This is a genomic window from Pseudarthrobacter sp. B4EP4b (assembly GCF_006680095.1).
Lineage (GTDB): Bacteria > Actinomycetota > Actinomycetes > Actinomycetales > Micrococcaceae > Arthrobacter.
This window is the reverse complement of the sequence record NZ_VHIJ01000039.1, coordinates 209664-224574: the sequence shown is the minus strand read 5'-3', so window position 1 is coordinate 224574 and position 14911 is coordinate 209664. Positions and strand designations below refer to the sequence as shown.

At 59.6% G+C, this 14911-nt stretch carries 13 protein-coding genes; 10 read left to right on the top strand and 3 right to left on the bottom strand.

Annotation, left to right across the window (positions count from 1 at the left end; all coding sequences use genetic code 11):
- Nucleotides 1–43 precede the first annotated feature (43 nt).
- From FNL14_RS14495 to FNL14_RS14480, 4 genes are all read left to right on the top strand, one after another.
- Nucleotides 44–562, top strand: a complete 519-nt coding sequence (locus tag FNL14_RS14495; protein WP_142061144.1) for a nucleoside deaminase — start codon at nt 44–46, stop codon at nt 560–562.
- Nucleotides 559–1281: a dienelactone hydrolase family protein gene (locus FNL14_RS14490; protein ID WP_181762647.1), complete on the top strand. Its 723-nt coding sequence runs from the start codon at nt 559–561 to the stop codon at nt 1279–1281. Before FNL14_RS14495 ends, FNL14_RS14490 begins: the two co-directional genes overlap by 4 nt.
- A gap of 30 nt (nt 1282–1311) precedes the next feature.
- Entirely contained in the window at nt 1312–2301 is a 990-nt protein-coding gene (locus tag FNL14_RS14485) for an ornithine cyclodeaminase family protein (protein ID WP_142061140.1), read from the top strand.
- Between the two features lie 195 nt (nt 2302–2496).
- Entirely contained in the window at nt 2497–3657 is a 1161-nt protein-coding gene (locus FNL14_RS14480) for an acyl-CoA dehydrogenase family protein (protein WP_142061138.1), read from the top strand.
- A gap of 85 nt (nt 3658–3742) precedes the next feature.
- Here the strand turns inward: FNL14_RS14480 and FNL14_RS14475 are convergent, their stop codons facing one another.
- Nucleotides 3743–4429 carry a GntR family transcriptional regulator gene (locus FNL14_RS14475; protein ID WP_142061135.1) on the bottom strand — a complete coding sequence of 229 codons (687 nt, stop codon included), beginning with the start codon at nt 4427–4429 and terminating at the stop codon, nt 3743–3745.
- A gap of 168 nt (nt 4430–4597) precedes the next feature.
- Between FNL14_RS14475 and FNL14_RS14470 the strand changes: the two genes are divergently transcribed.
- From FNL14_RS14470 to FNL14_RS14450, 5 genes are all read left to right on the top strand, one after another.
- Nucleotides 4598–5941, top strand: a complete 1344-nt coding sequence (locus tag FNL14_RS14470; RefSeq protein WP_142061133.1) for an MFS transporter — start codon at nt 4598–4600, stop codon at nt 5939–5941.
- A gap of 34 nt (nt 5942–5975) precedes the next feature.
- On the top strand, nt 5976–6866 hold the full coding sequence (locus tag FNL14_RS14465) for a fumarylacetoacetate hydrolase family protein (protein WP_255470850.1): 891 nt from the start codon (nt 5976–5978) through the stop codon (nt 6864–6866).
- 38 nt (nt 6867–6904) lie between these two features.
- Entirely contained in the window at nt 6905–8476 is a 1572-nt protein-coding gene (locus tag FNL14_RS14460) for a bifunctional 3-(3-hydroxy-phenyl)propionate/3-hydroxycinnamic acid hydroxylase (protein WP_142061132.1), read from the top strand.
- Nucleotides 8477–8478: 2 nt separating this feature from the next.
- Nucleotides 8479–9453: an NAD(P)H-quinone oxidoreductase gene (locus FNL14_RS14455; RefSeq protein WP_142061130.1), complete on the top strand. Its 975-nt coding sequence runs from the start codon at nt 8479–8481 to the stop codon at nt 9451–9453.
- Nucleotides 9454–9516: 63 nt separating this feature from the next.
- Nucleotides 9517–10407: a VOC family protein gene (locus FNL14_RS14450; RefSeq protein ID WP_142061128.1), complete on the top strand. Its 891-nt coding sequence runs from the start codon at nt 9517–9519 to the stop codon at nt 10405–10407.
- A 567-nt stretch (nt 10408–10974) separates the two neighbouring features.
- Here FNL14_RS14450 and FNL14_RS14445 read toward each other — a convergent pair.
- Both FNL14_RS14445 and FNL14_RS14440 read right to left on the bottom strand, forming a co-directional pair.
- The gene (locus FNL14_RS14445; protein WP_181762646.1) at nt 10975–11913 is read right to left on the bottom strand and encodes an N-acetylglucosamine kinase; all 939 of its coding nucleotides are present in this window, start codon (nt 11911–11913) and stop codon (nt 10975–10977) included.
- Nucleotides 11910–12947: an SIS domain-containing protein gene (locus tag FNL14_RS14440; protein WP_142061124.1), complete on the bottom strand. Its 1038-nt coding sequence runs from the start codon at nt 12945–12947 to the stop codon at nt 11910–11912. Before FNL14_RS14440 ends, FNL14_RS14445 begins: the two co-directional genes overlap by 4 nt.
- 117 nt (nt 12948–13064) lie before the next feature.
- Here FNL14_RS14440 and FNL14_RS14435 point away from each other — a divergent pair, with 117 nt between their 5' ends.
- The gene (locus tag FNL14_RS14435) at nt 13065–14345 is read left to right on the top strand and encodes an ROK family protein (RefSeq protein WP_142061122.1); all 1281 of its coding nucleotides are present in this window, start codon (nt 13065–13067) and stop codon (nt 14343–14345) included.
- Nucleotides 14346–14911: the final 566 nt, after the last annotated feature.

The following is a 14911-nucleotide window of genomic DNA, read 5'->3' as shown; positions in this document are numbered from 1 at the left end:
CTGGGGGACCAAAGCTCGACCTTCAACAGACAGGCTGACCATCATGAACGATCCGACCGCCTGGACTACCGAAAAATCCAAATTGCAGGATGAGATGCTCCTGCAGGAGGCAGTCCAGCTCGCCTGGCACGCCAGGGAATCCGGCAACCGTCCATTCGGAACCCTGATAGCAGGACCGTCCGGCGAGATAATCGTCGGCGCTCGAAACAACGCCGTAACCACCGGCGACGTCACCGGACATTCTGAGACAAATGCCCTGCGGGCCGTGGCCGGAAACTACAGTTCCGCGTACCTGCGCACCTGCACCATGTACTCAAGTGCCGAACCATGCCTCATGTGCGCCGGCGCCATCTATCTCTCCGGAATAGGGACCGTGGTTTACGCCTTGGAGTCCGACGAACTCGCCTCCATATGCGGCCCTGCGTGCCCCGTTCGTATGGTGCCACTGAGGTTGGCCGATGCGCTGGCGTCAGGCGACGACCCGCCAACAATCCGCCACGTGGACATAGGCACAGCCGCCCGCGAGGTACACCACGGTTACTGGGAAAGCAGGGCACTATGAGCGCCGCAGAATACTCGACAATCACAGCCGCAGATGGGCACGAATTCCGGGCCTTCGTCGCTTCTCCCGAGACGGGGGAGCGAGTTCCGGTCCTGATACTCCTTCACGAAATCTTTGGCATCAATGACTACATGCGCACCATGGCCCACGAATTCGCCGCCGCCGGGTATGTCGCAGTGGTGCCCGATCTCTTCGCTCGACAAGAGAAGGACGTCGAACTCGCATACACCGGTAAGGACTTCGACCACGCCATTGAATTACGCGACGGCTTGGACTTTGCCGCCGTGCTTGCCGACATTTCCGCAACCCTGACCTGGGGTCGGCAAACGAGCCTCGGGACAGGTGCCGTCGCTTCGTTGGGATACTGCCTGGGTGGCGGCCTGGCCTTTCTCGCATCAGCCGAACTGGATCTCGACTGCGCTGTCAGCTATTACGGCGTTGGCGTCCAGGAGCGCATCGCAGTGGTTCCGCGTATCGGATGCCCGATCCTCTTCCATTTCGCTGAGAATGATCACTACTGTCCCGCAGACGCCCGGGACTTGATCATCTCGGCGTTCTCCGAGGACCAAACTGCCGAATTCCACCTATATCGCGGCACGGGCCACGCCTTCGCAACATACGGGCGCAACTCTTTCGATACACAGGCAAAGGATTTGGCATGGGAAAGAACCCTCGGCTTTCTCAAGACTTGGGTGCCCACCCAAGTCCTCACTCCTTAACAACGTTGACGACCTGAATCGAGGTATTGCATGGTCCTTGTGCTAACAGCATCCGAAATGGAACAAGTAGCCGATCTGCCAGCCACCATTGACGCTGTCGAACACGCCTTTCGGGATATTTCCCTAGGGCTGGCAAATCAGCCGCCACCGGTTTCCATGTCTTTGGAAAAGTCTTCCGACTCCAACTTCGTGCTCCTGGGCGGACTGGGAGACCACCAGAATCTCGCCGCAGTGAAGCTCCTTGCGGACATCCCTTCCAATTCCGAGCGCGGGCTCCCCACCCAACGCTCAGCCATACTGCTTTCCAACCGCGAGACTGGCGAGCCGCAGGCGCTATTAGACGGGCGCGTACCAACACGCGTCAGAACCGCCGCCGCCAGTGCCGTCGCGTCCAAGCACCTGGCCCGCCCTGAGAGTTCAACGTTGGGGGTGATAGGCGCTGGAGCGCTGGCAATAACCCATGTTCAGGCGATGCTTGAAGTCCTCCCGATTGACACAGTCGTAGTGTGGTCCAGAAGCAGCACCACGGTTGATGCCTTTTGCCACCGCATTTCGCACTTGGGGCCCAAGGTCGTGAAGGCCACGAGTGCGAGGGAAGCCGTAGAAGCGGCGGACGTCCTCTGCACCGTAACCCCATCCGTTGAACCGCTCGTTAAAGGGGAATGGTTCAGGGCTGGCCTTCACGTCAATGCCATAGGCGCTCGACCCCGGCCAGAACATCGGGAAATCGACTCGGCCGGCATGGCTCGTGCAGGAATCTTTGTTGATTCCATGGACACAGCCCTTAAGAAGTCGGGGGACCTTTTGATGGCTGTAGCAGACGGGAGCATCGCGATCCAGGACGTCCGGGCCGAATTGGGCGACGTCGTCACAGGCGCCCACACTGGACGCCGGGACGCAGCCGATATTACGCTCTTCAACTCGGTGGGTATCGGCATGCAAGACCTTGCCATTGGGCGGCTCCTTTTCGACGCCGCAATGAGCCGGGGAATCGGACTAAGAGTCGACCTAGGCAGATAAGCGTCCGGCAAACACCGACTGCCTGGCCGGGAATGCAAGAGAAGACCCGCCCAGGCCGCCGGCGCCCCCGACCGCGGATGTGGGCTCCGGCAGGCAGATGGTTCCTGCTCTCCCCGAAGCAGAGAACCAATAGAACCAGCAAGCACTCATAATCTTCACGTTCCGCACCTCGGTTCTCCCTGAAAGGCACACGCATTGGCTTCCGTCAGCGATCTGATCGACTTCGATTCCCTGCTCACACAGGAAGAGCGCACTTTCCGTGACACTGTCCGGTCCTTCGTCGACGCAGAGATCAAACCCAATATCGCGAAGTGGTTCGAATCGGCGACCTTCCCTCTGGAGCTCGTCCCGGAACTCGCTCAGCTTGGTCTTCTGGGCATGCACCTGAAGGGCTACGGCTGTGCCGGGAGGTCCGCCGTCGAATACGGCCTTGCGGGGGCAGAACTTGAGGCTGGCGACTCTGGGCTGAGAACGTCTGTATCGGTCCAGGGTTCGTTGGCCATGACTGCCATTTACAAACACGGTTCAGAGGACCAGAAGCGGGAGTGGCTTCCCGCGATGGCCAACGGCAAGGCAATCGGATGCTTCGCTCTGACTGAACCCACCGCCGGCTCTGATCCGAGCGGCATGAAGACTTTCGCGCGCCGCGATGGCGAGGACTGGGTGCTAAACGGTTCAAAGCGCTGGATCGGCCTGGCATCAGTTGCGAAAGTGGCTGTCATTTGGGCACAAACCGAAGAAGGCATCCGAGGGTTCGTTACACCGACCTCGACGTCTGGGTTCACCGCAACGCCCATCGAACCGAAGCTCTCCATGCGCGCTTCCATTCAATGCGACATGGAGCTGTCTGACGTGCGGCTGCCGAACTCGGCTGCGTTGCCGAATGCCGTCGGGCTCAATGCTCCTTTCTCCTGCCTTAATGAGGCCAGATACGGGATCATCTGGGGAGCCATGGGCGCAGCACGCGACGCGTTTGAGGCCGCCTTGGACTATTCAAGGCACCGCCTCCAGTTCGACAAACCACTGGCGGGCTACCAGTTGACCCAACAGAAGCTGGTCGATATGGCGCTGGAGATCAACAAAGGATTTCTGCTCGCGCTCCACCTGGGCCGCAGGAAAGACGCAGGCACGCTACAGGCCGTCGAAATTTCGCTGGGAAAGCTAAACAATTGTCGCGAGGCCATCAACATCGCTCGCGAGGCCCGCACGATTCTCGGCGGCAACGGCGTCACCCTTGACTATTCGCCTCTCCGCCATTCCAACAACCTGGAATCTGTACGCACGTACGAAGGCACCGATGAAGTCCATACGCTTGTTGTCGGCCGAAAGCTCACCGGAATAGCGGCATTCCGGTAACCAGTAGACCCAGGCCCACTGCTGGAGGAACGACCTGTTCGCCGCTGCCCGATCATTAGCGAACGGTCACGGTAGCCCAGCAATACTACGAAGCTTTTTCCGCCGCGGTCAGTGCCTCCACCATTCCGGACTGCAGCACAACCCTAACGGTCGCTTCGTAGTGCGACCGTAACAACCTGGCAAGCCGCGCAGGGTCCCGTGCCAAGGCGACTTCGAGAATCTCCCGATGTTCACCTTCGACGTCCCGCAAGTCAGGTTTGACGAAAGGAGCTGACCATGATCGATATATTTCGGTCGAGTCAGCAAGATCAGAGGCAAGCTTTACCATCGGAGGACAGGCACACGCCTCAATGAGCTTCAGGTGAAACGCCTTGTGAGCCTTTTGCCATTCCACATCCACGTGCGCAGGGTCTTCCTTACTGCGTCGGGGAGTTCGAGCCAATCGGTGGTGGGCAGCGGTCAGCTCTGCTTCCCAAGCAACATCTCCGCGGGCCAAGGCCAGGCCTGTGGCAAGTTCCTCAGTGACGCAACGCAACTCGGTAAGATCGCGGAGCTCCCGCAGATCAAGCTCACGCACGAAAAAGCCACGGTTTACTTTGGTGGTCAGCAAACCATCGCCCGCCAGACGAGCCAACGCCTCGCGGACCACCGTGCTGCTTGTGCCGAAAAGCTCAGTCAACGTCACCGGTTGGATCTTTTCCCCGGGACCCCATTCGCCCAAAAGGATCCGTTCCCGTATCTGATCAACGACTCTGGGTCCCGCCTTGGCCATAGGTCCTCCTTAATGTATGGTACTGCTCCAGTCTACTAAGCGAAGATAGTAGTTTTTCCGTTGACTTATAGTTTATTTGGAGATTACTGTTGTGACCAGCCCCACAGGGCTTGGGCCGCGATTGCCCAGCTACCTACCCTTGCCGGACCCATTCAATGGAGCATGGACATGACTCAGATCCCCAAGGCCGTCACATCCGCAGCCGACTCTTCTGGCTTGCAGCAGACGCCTGACCAGCGTCGCCAGATGCGACGTGTGCTGTGGTCCAGCTACATCGGCAGCACCGTCGAGTTTTATGACTTCCTTGTCTATGGGACGGCCGCCAGCCTCGTCTTTGGACAGATATTCTTCGCAGATCTAGACCCTCTGGTTGGCACCATCGCTTCTTTCGGCACTTTGGCAGCGGGATATGCTGCGCGTCCGCTGGGCGGAGTGATTTTTGGACACTTTGGCGACCGGCTTGGACGCAAGCAGATGCTCATCCTGACGATGATGCTTATGGGCGTCTCCAGCACGCTCATCGGGCTCCTGCCGAGCCAGCAGCAAATCGGCGCCGCCCCCGTGATCCTCATTCTGCTGCGCATAATCCAAGGCATCGCACTCGGGGGGGAATGGGGCGGCGCGACTCTCATGGCATTGGAGCACTCGACATCACGCCGGCGTGGGCTTTCCGTCGCCATCGTGAACGCTGGTGCACCGACTGGCGCCGTACTTGCCGCGGGCATCATGGGGGTCTTCTCCCTGCTACCCCAGGATCAGTTCCTGTCGTGGGGATGGCGCATTCCCTTCCTGATCAGTGCCGTTCTCGTCGCTGTCGCACTATGGGTCCGGCTGGGTGTGCATGAGTCGCCGATTTTCCAACAAGCACAGGAAGCGGCAAAGCTCGAGGCTCCAACGAAGAAACCCGTTCCCCTCATCGAAGTCCTGCGCCACCCGAAAGGTGTTCTTCTGTCCGGACTCGCCGGTATCGCCCCTCTTGCCATCCAGTCCTTGATGGCCACGTTTGCCCTGACCTTCGCCATCTTGGGCGGTACGGACAGGTCCGTCGCATTGTTCGCAGCGGCAATCGCCTCGGTCGTCAACATGGTCACGCTGCCACTGTTCGGGGCACTGTCAGACAGGCTGGGACGTCGCCCCGTGCTGGCAGGCGGCCTTATCACCGCTGCAGTGCTGGCCTACCCGATTTTCAGCATGATCGGCAGCGGCAACACCGCGATGGTCTTCACCGGCTATTTTCTCGGCTACGGATTGGTTGTTGCCGCACTCATGGGAACCTTGAGTTCCTTCATCAGCGAACAGTTCTCAACCACGTCCCGGTACACCGGGGCTTCCCTCGGCTACCAGCTTGGGGCAACGCTCGGCGCTGGCTTTGCGCCACTTATTGCGGCAAATCTCCTCACCGTCGGTGGACCCAACGCCACGCTCGTTGCAATCTTCGTTGGTGCCTTGGCCGTCGTAAGCGGCCTCGCCGTCCTGGCCACCCGGGAATCCTTCCGCAAAGACCTCCTCTAGCCGTCGTACCTCGACGCCGCAGAAACACTCATCAATGGCTGCAGCCATTCGAAAGGACACCATGAACTACGCTAGTTTTGTCGCACACGACGGCTCGCCCACTTGGGGCATCGTTGAGGAAGGTACGGCATACGACCTCGGTCCCACTGGAGCGAACCTCGCCCCCACGCTCCGGGCTGCAATTGAGCAGGGGATCTTCGGAAACATCCCTAAGGAGTTCCGGACCGCTCCCGGCCGCCCGGTGGCGGATATCAAGTTTCTCCCCGCCGTAACAAACCCAGGCAAAATCATCTGCATCGGTGTGAACTACCGCAGCCACCAGCAAGAGACTGGCCGCGCCGCGCACCAAGCAGAGCAAAAGGCGCCAACCGTGTTCATCCGCTTCGCAGATTCTCAGATGGGCCACCTGCAGCCCGCGCAGATGCCGGTACCTTCGTCGGAATTTGACTACGAGGGCGAAATGGCTCTGGTCATCAGTCGTGATGCCTTCCACGTCTCTGAGGATGAAGCCTTCGATTACGTTGCAGGCTACGGCGCGTACAACGACTTCAGCGTACGCGACTGGCAGCTCGCCACCACTCAGTGGACGCCGGGGAAGAACTTCCCCGGAACGGGCGCATTCGGGCCGTACCTTGTACCAGCAGCGGACCTGGGGGATATCGACAAACTATCGCTGGAAACAAGGGTCAACGGCGAAATCCGCCAGAAGGCAATGGTCGCCGATCTGTACTTCAACGTCCCGCAGCTGATCAGCTATGTCACAGGCTTCACCAAGCTTTCCGCCGGCGACGTGATCGTCACTGGCACCCCGGGCGGCGTGGGCAGGTTCATGACTCCCTCCGGCTTGCTCTCCGATGGCGACATCGTGGAAGTGGAAATCACCGGGCTTGGAGTGCTGCGCAATACCGTGCAACTCGGTTCCTAGAACGCCAGCTGAGGCAGGGACGAGGAAAGGACATCAGGATGGAAAGTACCCAAGAAACCGATGTGCTGGTCATTGGAGCCGGCCCAGTTGGTCTCACCGCTGCGAACTTACTGGCCGACCAAGGCATGCGCGTGATGATTGTGGAGCGCCGTGAGACCACAAGTGATGAACCACGCGCCATCAGCGTGACGGATGAGACCCTTCGGGTGATGGCTGAAATTGGGATCATGGACCAACTGGGCCCGGAGATGCTCATGGATACGGGCGCCCGGTATTACGGCCGTAAAGGCCAACTGCTGGCCGAGGTACGACCGGCCAGCCCTCGTCTGGGCCAGCCCGGCAAGTCCCAGTTTGACCAACCAGTGATGGAAACTCTTCTGCTGGAGGCAGCTCGGAGCAGGGCACTCATTGATATCCGTTTTGATACAGAGGCATTCCGTATCACAGACAGCCCCGAGCACGTCGACACAGTGATCATCGATGACCAGGGTAAGAAGACGGTCCGCTCCAAGTGGATCGTGGCCTGCGACGGCGGCCGGAGCCCGGTCCGCGCCCAGTTGGGCATCCCCATGGAGGGTTCCACACAAACCGAAAAATGGATCGTCGTGGATATCCTCAATACGCCCGGTGATCCCGCCAAGTTTGCGGAATTTCACTGCAACGGCACCCGCCCTGCAGTCGTCGTTCCTGGAGTGAAAGGCCGCCGTCGGTACGAATTCATGCTCTTGCCGGGGGAGGACGCCACCTCGGTGGTACAGCCTGAAGCAGTAGCAGCGATGATTGCGCCTTTTCAAGAGATCACGCCCGCGCACATCCGCCGTGCCGCCGTTTACGTAGCACATCAGCGGGTTGCCCTGAACTACCGCATCGGGCATGTGCTTCTGGCTGGAGACGCCGCGCATATGATGCCTCCATTTGCGGGCCAGGCACTGAATGCCGGCATTCGGGACGTAGCGAACGTGGCATGGAAGATTGCAGCGAATGTCCGTGGTGCCGCCACCGAGGCGCTTCTTGACACCTATGCATCTGAGCGGCGCCCACATGCAGTAGACATGGTCCGACTCTCCGAACGGATCGGCAAGGTAGTGATGAGTCGCAACCCCACCGTAACCCGGATGCGTGACTCGACGATCACCGCGTTGGGAATAGTTCCAGCCGCGAAAAACTGGCTTGCAGGGATGAAATTCCTCAAGCAACCGCACTTCACCAAAGGATGTGTCGTGCCTCCATCTCCGGGGCTTGCCGCTGCAGCATCAACCCTCGTGGGACGGTCACTGCCACAACCACGACTTCGCAGGACCCAAGGGAAAGAACTTCCCATGGACGACCTGTTGGGACAAGGATGGGCACTCGTGCGATTCAACGGGAACAATCAGATCCAGATCACTCCGTTCGGATCCCCAAAGGCGTCCGAAGCACCTCAGGAAACCGTCATAGACATCGACGGTGTGTTCGAGGGCATTCCGGCAGGAACCACGTTGATTGTCCGTCCCGACCGATACGTAGCCGCAGCAACAAATAGGCAAAACGAGAAAGAGGCGCTTTCGGCGCTGTCCACTCTGTTACCAAACCTCGGGTCGCGTTTGACCGCCAACTCGAAAGCAGCGTGAACATGTTTGCTGTGCCATTCCGTGAGGCCGGCGGCCCGGAGACACTGGTCGTGGAAGAACTTCCCGACCCTGTTCCAGGCCCTGGCGATGTGCTCATCGAAGTCACCGCTGCCGGACTAAACAGCGCCGACATTCTTCAACGCCTCGGCAGGGCTAACCTGCCACTTGGAGCCAGCAACATCTTCGGCATGGAGGTCTCGGGCACGGTCATTGAGGTAGGTGTCTCAACAAGCGGTATCGCCGTAGGCGACAAAGTCGTGGCCCTACTAGACTCCGGCGGCTACGCCACCAAAGTGGCCGCGCCAGCGGGCCAAGTCCTTCCCCTGCCACAGAACGTGGACCTCATGACTGGCGCCGGCATACCAGAAGTCGCCGCCACGTTGGTATCCAACGTATGCATGCTGGCCGGATACAAATCCGGAGAAACCGTTTTGATCCACGGAGCCTCCGGCGGCATCGGAACATTCGGAATCCAGTTCCTCAAGGCCTTGGGAGCGCGTGTCGCGGTCACTGCATCCACATCGAAAAAACTCCAGCACGCTAAAGATCTCGGCGCCGACATCCTGATCAACTACCGAAAAGACGACTTTGCCGCAGTTATGGAAGCTGCCGGAGGTGCCGACATAATCCTGGACACCGTAGCCGGACCCTATCTGCCGAGCAACATCCGGGCTCTCACAACCTTCGGTCGGATAGTCACCATCGGCAGGCAAGGAGGGGCCGAGGGAACCCTCGACTTTGCATCCCTGATGAAGAAAAAAGCCACTGTCAGCGGCACATTACTACGCGACCGACCCGCACAGCAGAAGGCCGAAATCATGCGCCAAACACAATCAAGCGTTTGGCCGTTGCTTGAATCCGGGGCGATACGGACACGTGTCGACCGAACGTTCCCGCTCTCTGATGTGGCCAACGCTCACGCCCACTTCGGCTCCAAGGAACACATCGGCAAAGTCCTGCTGGACTGCCGACTTTAACAACAAACATCAACAACACCGCCTGCGCAATCGCAGACCAATACGACTCAAGAGGAGAACCACATGTCCTGGGGCTTGATAAGTGAGATGGGTTACATCGGGATTCAAACGACCAATATTGAGGCCTCGGTTTGGGACGCCACTCAGCTGCTGGGCCTTCGCGAAACCAACCGTGCAGACGGGACTGTGTACCTGTCGGCTAGCGACGTGCACCACGAACTGGTCTACGTCGAATCGGACGTTGACGGCGTCGACACCTTCGGGCTCGTCGCCCGCGATGGTTACGCGCTTCGTGCGATCCGCCGCCGCGTCGAGGATGAGGGATTCCAAATCATCAGCGAACGCCCACGCGGACTTGGCATCGAGGACGGATTTACTTTCGTAGGTCCGGAAAATTTCGTCTTCGAAATCTATATTGGCATGCAGCAGAACCAAGCATCTTTCAAATCCTTTGGTCCTGATCGATACGGGCACCTGAACTTCCATCCCAAGGACGTCACTGGGATGATGAAGTTCCTGCACAGGGTGCTAGATTTCCGACTCTCCGACGTCATCGGAGACGACTTCGCGTACTTCATGCGCTGCAACCCCGACCATCACGGGATCGCCCTGGTCAAAGGCCAGGGAACTCTTCACCACCATGCTTGGGAAACTCAATCCATTGCGGACCTCGGCAAACTAGGTGACAGGCTACATAAGGCAGGGCGCGAACTCATCTGGGGTCCGGTACGGCACGGAGCAGGCCACAACGTTGCCGCCTACTATGTGGAAACGTCCGGCGCCGTCGTGGAGCTCTACACGGACCTGGAGCAGATCTACGACGACAATCGCGATCCCATCATCTGGGGCCAGGACGAAAATTGGTGGAACATGTGGAGCTCATACAGGCCTGAAGACTTCCGCAAGCACGGCATCATGCCAGTGGTGCGTGAACCCAAGAACCTTCTCCGCTAAGCCACCACAAATCATTCATGGGAGGGAGGCCAGTAGCAAACACTGCTGTCCTCCCTCTTCCCACACCGGATCCGATTCCTCGCAGCTGATTCTGCTTCCTGTGGTTCAGCCGCCCATAAACGTAGATCCGAAACATGGGGGAGCTCTACGCGAGGATCTCTCACTTAATGGGAGATTACGCTGTTACGACGCGCAGTGACGCGATCGGCAGGCCTGGCGGTCGCTTCAGGCCATCATGCGCATCCGTTCCCTGTCGTGGGTAATACGCTTCAAAGTCAGCTTCTACTCGTCCCACTCAAAGGCCGATAATAAAGATTCTGTAAGGCTACGCATCCATCGAAGACGTAAGTCGGGGCCCCTCTGCACCATCCTGGTCACTAAACGGCCGGAGCTAGTGGGCCCTTCTATCGGCATTGGCGAGAGAGGGCCCACTAGGCCGGGGCAGGCAGAAAGACTTACCTCGATGGTTCCCGCAGCGCCGCTGATCCACGTTCGAGTGACCACCCAGCTGCCTTTGTTTGCAAGGGCGGGCGCGCCAGCACCAGTCTGGCAGGACGGGCTTTTGAGTTATGCCTGCCTGCTAATTGGTTTCGCTGAAGCGACTTTTCGGTCGTCAGCGCCGACGTGAAGCGTAGTGGCGAGCACCAGCGCCCCAGCTACTGGAGGTTGGTTCAGCACGACTGTTGTTGCGTTTGGCTGCGAGACCGCAAGCAGCGAGCGGACTGTAGAGGCGTAGTCCGCTTGGGAAGCGATCACGGAACCTCCGAGGACGATCGTGTCGCCGACTGCGCCTTGTTCGACGACGGAGTCTACAAGATCGCATAGGGAGCGCGCGGCTGCGTTGATTACCCATTTAGCTACGGGGGAACCTGCGGCAGTGGCTGCGAATACCGCTGGTGCCAGAAGGGCCCACTGTTCGGGTCGCTCGAGCATGAGTTGCATGCTCACTTCTCCGATCCGGCGAACTCCTGCTGCTGCCGTCAGGCTGGATTCCAGGACGTGGTCGCGGTGGCCGGAGTCTGAGGCGATAAGAGCCGCTCGCACTGCTTCCCGGACGAGACCGGTCGCGCCGCCATCGTCGCCTACCAACCAGCCCCAGCCGCCGACCGAGATCCTTCGCCCCTCGGGGGTGGTACCTACGGCTATGGATCCCGTTCCTGAGATGACGCCGATGGCTTCCGGGTGGCCGGCTGCGTAGGAAAGCAGGTGTGCATCGTTGACAACCCGTACCGGGAAGGACGCCGTCTCGGCGAGGGCCCTTTGGAGGGCATCGCATTGGTCCTGGGTGTCGCATCCATGGGCGCCAACAGCGAGGGCAGCGATATCACTCCCGACGTGACGGTCCACCAGGTCCAGTAGAACGCGCGCTTTTGTGGGGAAGCTTTCGCCTCTCCATGACTGCGTGGGGACCGTTATATCGGTTGAGAGGGTTCCGGAAGCGGCGTCGGCGGCCCTAACCGCGGTTTTTGAGCCGCCGACGTCGATTCCTACAACTGTTGCGGTCACAATGTTCCGTCGATAACCTGCCGCACGCTGTCCACCTTGGTGTCGTATCGCGTGAAGGCGCGGTCTTCGATGTTCCGGCCGAAGGCGTCGGCGGTGTGCTGGACGAGGCGCTGCATCAGGGCTACTTCCAGGACGGAGCGTTGCACGGCGGTGAGCTGGGGAATGCGGATGATGGTCGCGGAGGCTGTTACGTCCTCATCGGTGATGAGGAGGATCGGGACCTTCTTTTCTGAGAGCTGGTCGGCGAGCAGTCCTTCTCTTTCGCGGCCGAACAACACGTGAGCGGTGGAGGGTCCGGCGCAGTCCATAGGACCGTGCAGGTAGGACCTGGTGTCCATGGCCATCGAGGGTACGAAGGGTCCCTCACGGAACAGCAGGGCTCCTTGTTCTGCAGATGTCAGGTTCGGAGCTGCGGCGACGACATCGACGGTTCCGCGTTCGGCAATTTCGGCGGCAAAGAGCCGGAGGGCTTCGTCATTTTCGGCCATGACCTTTTCGGTCAGTGGCCCGATGTTGTCCCATCCGGCGTCCGTTGTTCCGGTTGTGATCCACTCGGCCAGCAGGCCGAGGGCCGCGACGGTTGCCGTAAATCCAATGGAGGACATGCGGCTGTCCAGCAGGTCACCAACGCTGAGGACAACCCCTGCTTCAGTAGCAAGGGGTGAATCCGAGTTGTTGACGACAGCCATGCGGCGTTCCCGCGGCACCGTCAGCAGGGCCTGGATGGTTTCCCGGCTGCGGCCACCCTGCGAAATTCCGACGTATACGTCAGCGAGGGCAGCGCCCTCGTCGGGGACGTCAGCGCATGATGAGCGGAAGGCGGCGATACCTGCTTGGCGCAGGAAGTAAACGGGGGTTGCGGCGGCTGCGTAGCTGGCCCCGATCCCGGCGAACAGGAGGCTTTTTCCCTTGGCGGGTTCGGCTGCGCCTGTGGCCAGCCAGTCGCGGACTTTTTGCACTGACTCGGTTAGCCCGGCAGACTGCGCCGCGATGCCCTCGTCGAACTGGAGCCATGGTCGGGTGGTGGTTGTCATGCGATCTTCCTTCTTCAGTGCGAGCATTAGTTAACCAGATAACCTTACTAATGCACGCCGGTCAACCCTGGGCGAGTAATTTGGAAGGTAAGTTAATAAAGGAACCTAGGAGGTCTGATGGCGGCTTCTCCCATCACGATTGAGCTCACCGAGACCGAACGCAGTGTGCTTTCGGTCGTCTATGCCAAAGGGGAGTGCACGCGCCCTGACATCAGTGCTTCTCTGGACGTCTCCAAACCCACCGTGAGCCTTGCGGTAAGTGCATTGGAGAATGCTGGCCTGATAGCGCCGGTCCGCGCCCGGCAAGGGTCACTTGGTCGTTCGGCAACTGTCTATGCGATCGCCGCAACCGCGGGATGGCTTCTCGGCCTTGACATCGGCTCTACCCGTGTCAAAGTCCTTTCGCGAGCCTTGGATGGCCGTGAGCTGAAGAGCGTCAGTGAGAGTCTCAGCGGTCCTGGTAGCCGTAATGAGCAAATCCTGGAGCTGGTTAGTAGCCTGGTCGGCCGGATGATTGACGAGTTGGCTCCCGTGGCCGGCCCCTTGCGCGCGGTGGGCGTCGCTGTGCCAAGGGTCATTTCTCAATATCTCAACGACGAATCGTCCAGCCGGACGATCGGAAGGCCTGCGCTGGCCGAGATCCTTGCCGCCCTCGATCTGGATGAGGGCGTCCCGGTGCTGCTTGAGAACAACGTGAACTGCGCAGCCCTTGCCGAAATGGAGCTGGGGGGCGCGCAGGATGTCAATGACTTCGTCTTTCTTCAAGTAGGCGTTGGAATAGGTTCGGGAATTGTCGCGGACCGGCGGGTTGTTCGCGGGGCGCGCGGGGGAGCGGGAGAAGTTTCATCCCTTCCGACCGGCTGGCCTGCGAAAGCCGAAAGCTCTGATCGATTCGCACTTGAGGACTACCTCGGCGCAAACCAGTTCCTTGAACGCTGGACCTCGACGTGGGACATCCGGCAAGGTCCCGTACCCACTACAGTCGCCGAGCTCTTTGACTTCGCCGGCGCGGGTATTCCCAAGGCAGTAGAAGCGCTTGACCAGCATTCGCGTGATATCGGGCAATTAGCGCTCTCCCTTGCGGCCGTGCTCGATCCAGCACTGATCCTCCTTGGCGGCGGGGTCGGGCAGAATCCGCACCTCCTGGAAGGTGTCCGGGCAGTGGTCCAAACCGTCAAGCCTGAGGTGCAGGTGACCGGCGGCTCATTGGGGGAGGACGCGACGGTCGAAGGCGCAGTCGCGCTCACCCTGGACCATGCCCTCTCGGGACTCTTGGGATCGAGGTACAAGCGGCGCCTGGACGACCGGACGACCGTCATTTTTGCCAACCGGGCCCCTGCGGCCCCCGTTCCTGACGCGGACCGATCACGCAACGTGCGGGGACTCACGTCAGTTTAGAGCGTACCGACGCCACCCAACCAGCAATTAGCCCGCGCTGGAGAGCATCAGTGAGCCGTGCATGCTCATGCGGGCGCTGTTTTTTGACCCGTCCATCGTTACGCCCCAGCCCTTGGGGGTGAACGGCTTTCAGGTTGATGGGACCACGCGCAAATAGGAACCCCTTCAGATCGATCAGTCAGGGAACGGGACCTTCTCGTGCTCGGCCGCAGGCAAATGCGTCGTCCGCTGCAGGATATTCCGCCCCCATTCTCAGTGCGATTGCATGGCACATACCTCTCGGTCCTGTATCGAGGGTTGACCGAATCGCATTAGTAAGGTTATCTGGTTAACTAACACCGACAGGCAGTGACGGCCCTCACTCTGAGCGCTTTCGACATAGATGTCTTCCGGTCAATCCAAAAGCCATGAACTGGAACAGCAGTTCAGTTAGCAAGGAGCTTTGATGAAGAAAGCACTCGGCGCGGTGGCGGCGTTAGCTGTCGCAGCTGGACTTCTCACAGGATGCAGCTCTAGCGAGTCATCCGATCCAAATAAGAAACAAGATCTCACTCTTTGGGTGTACT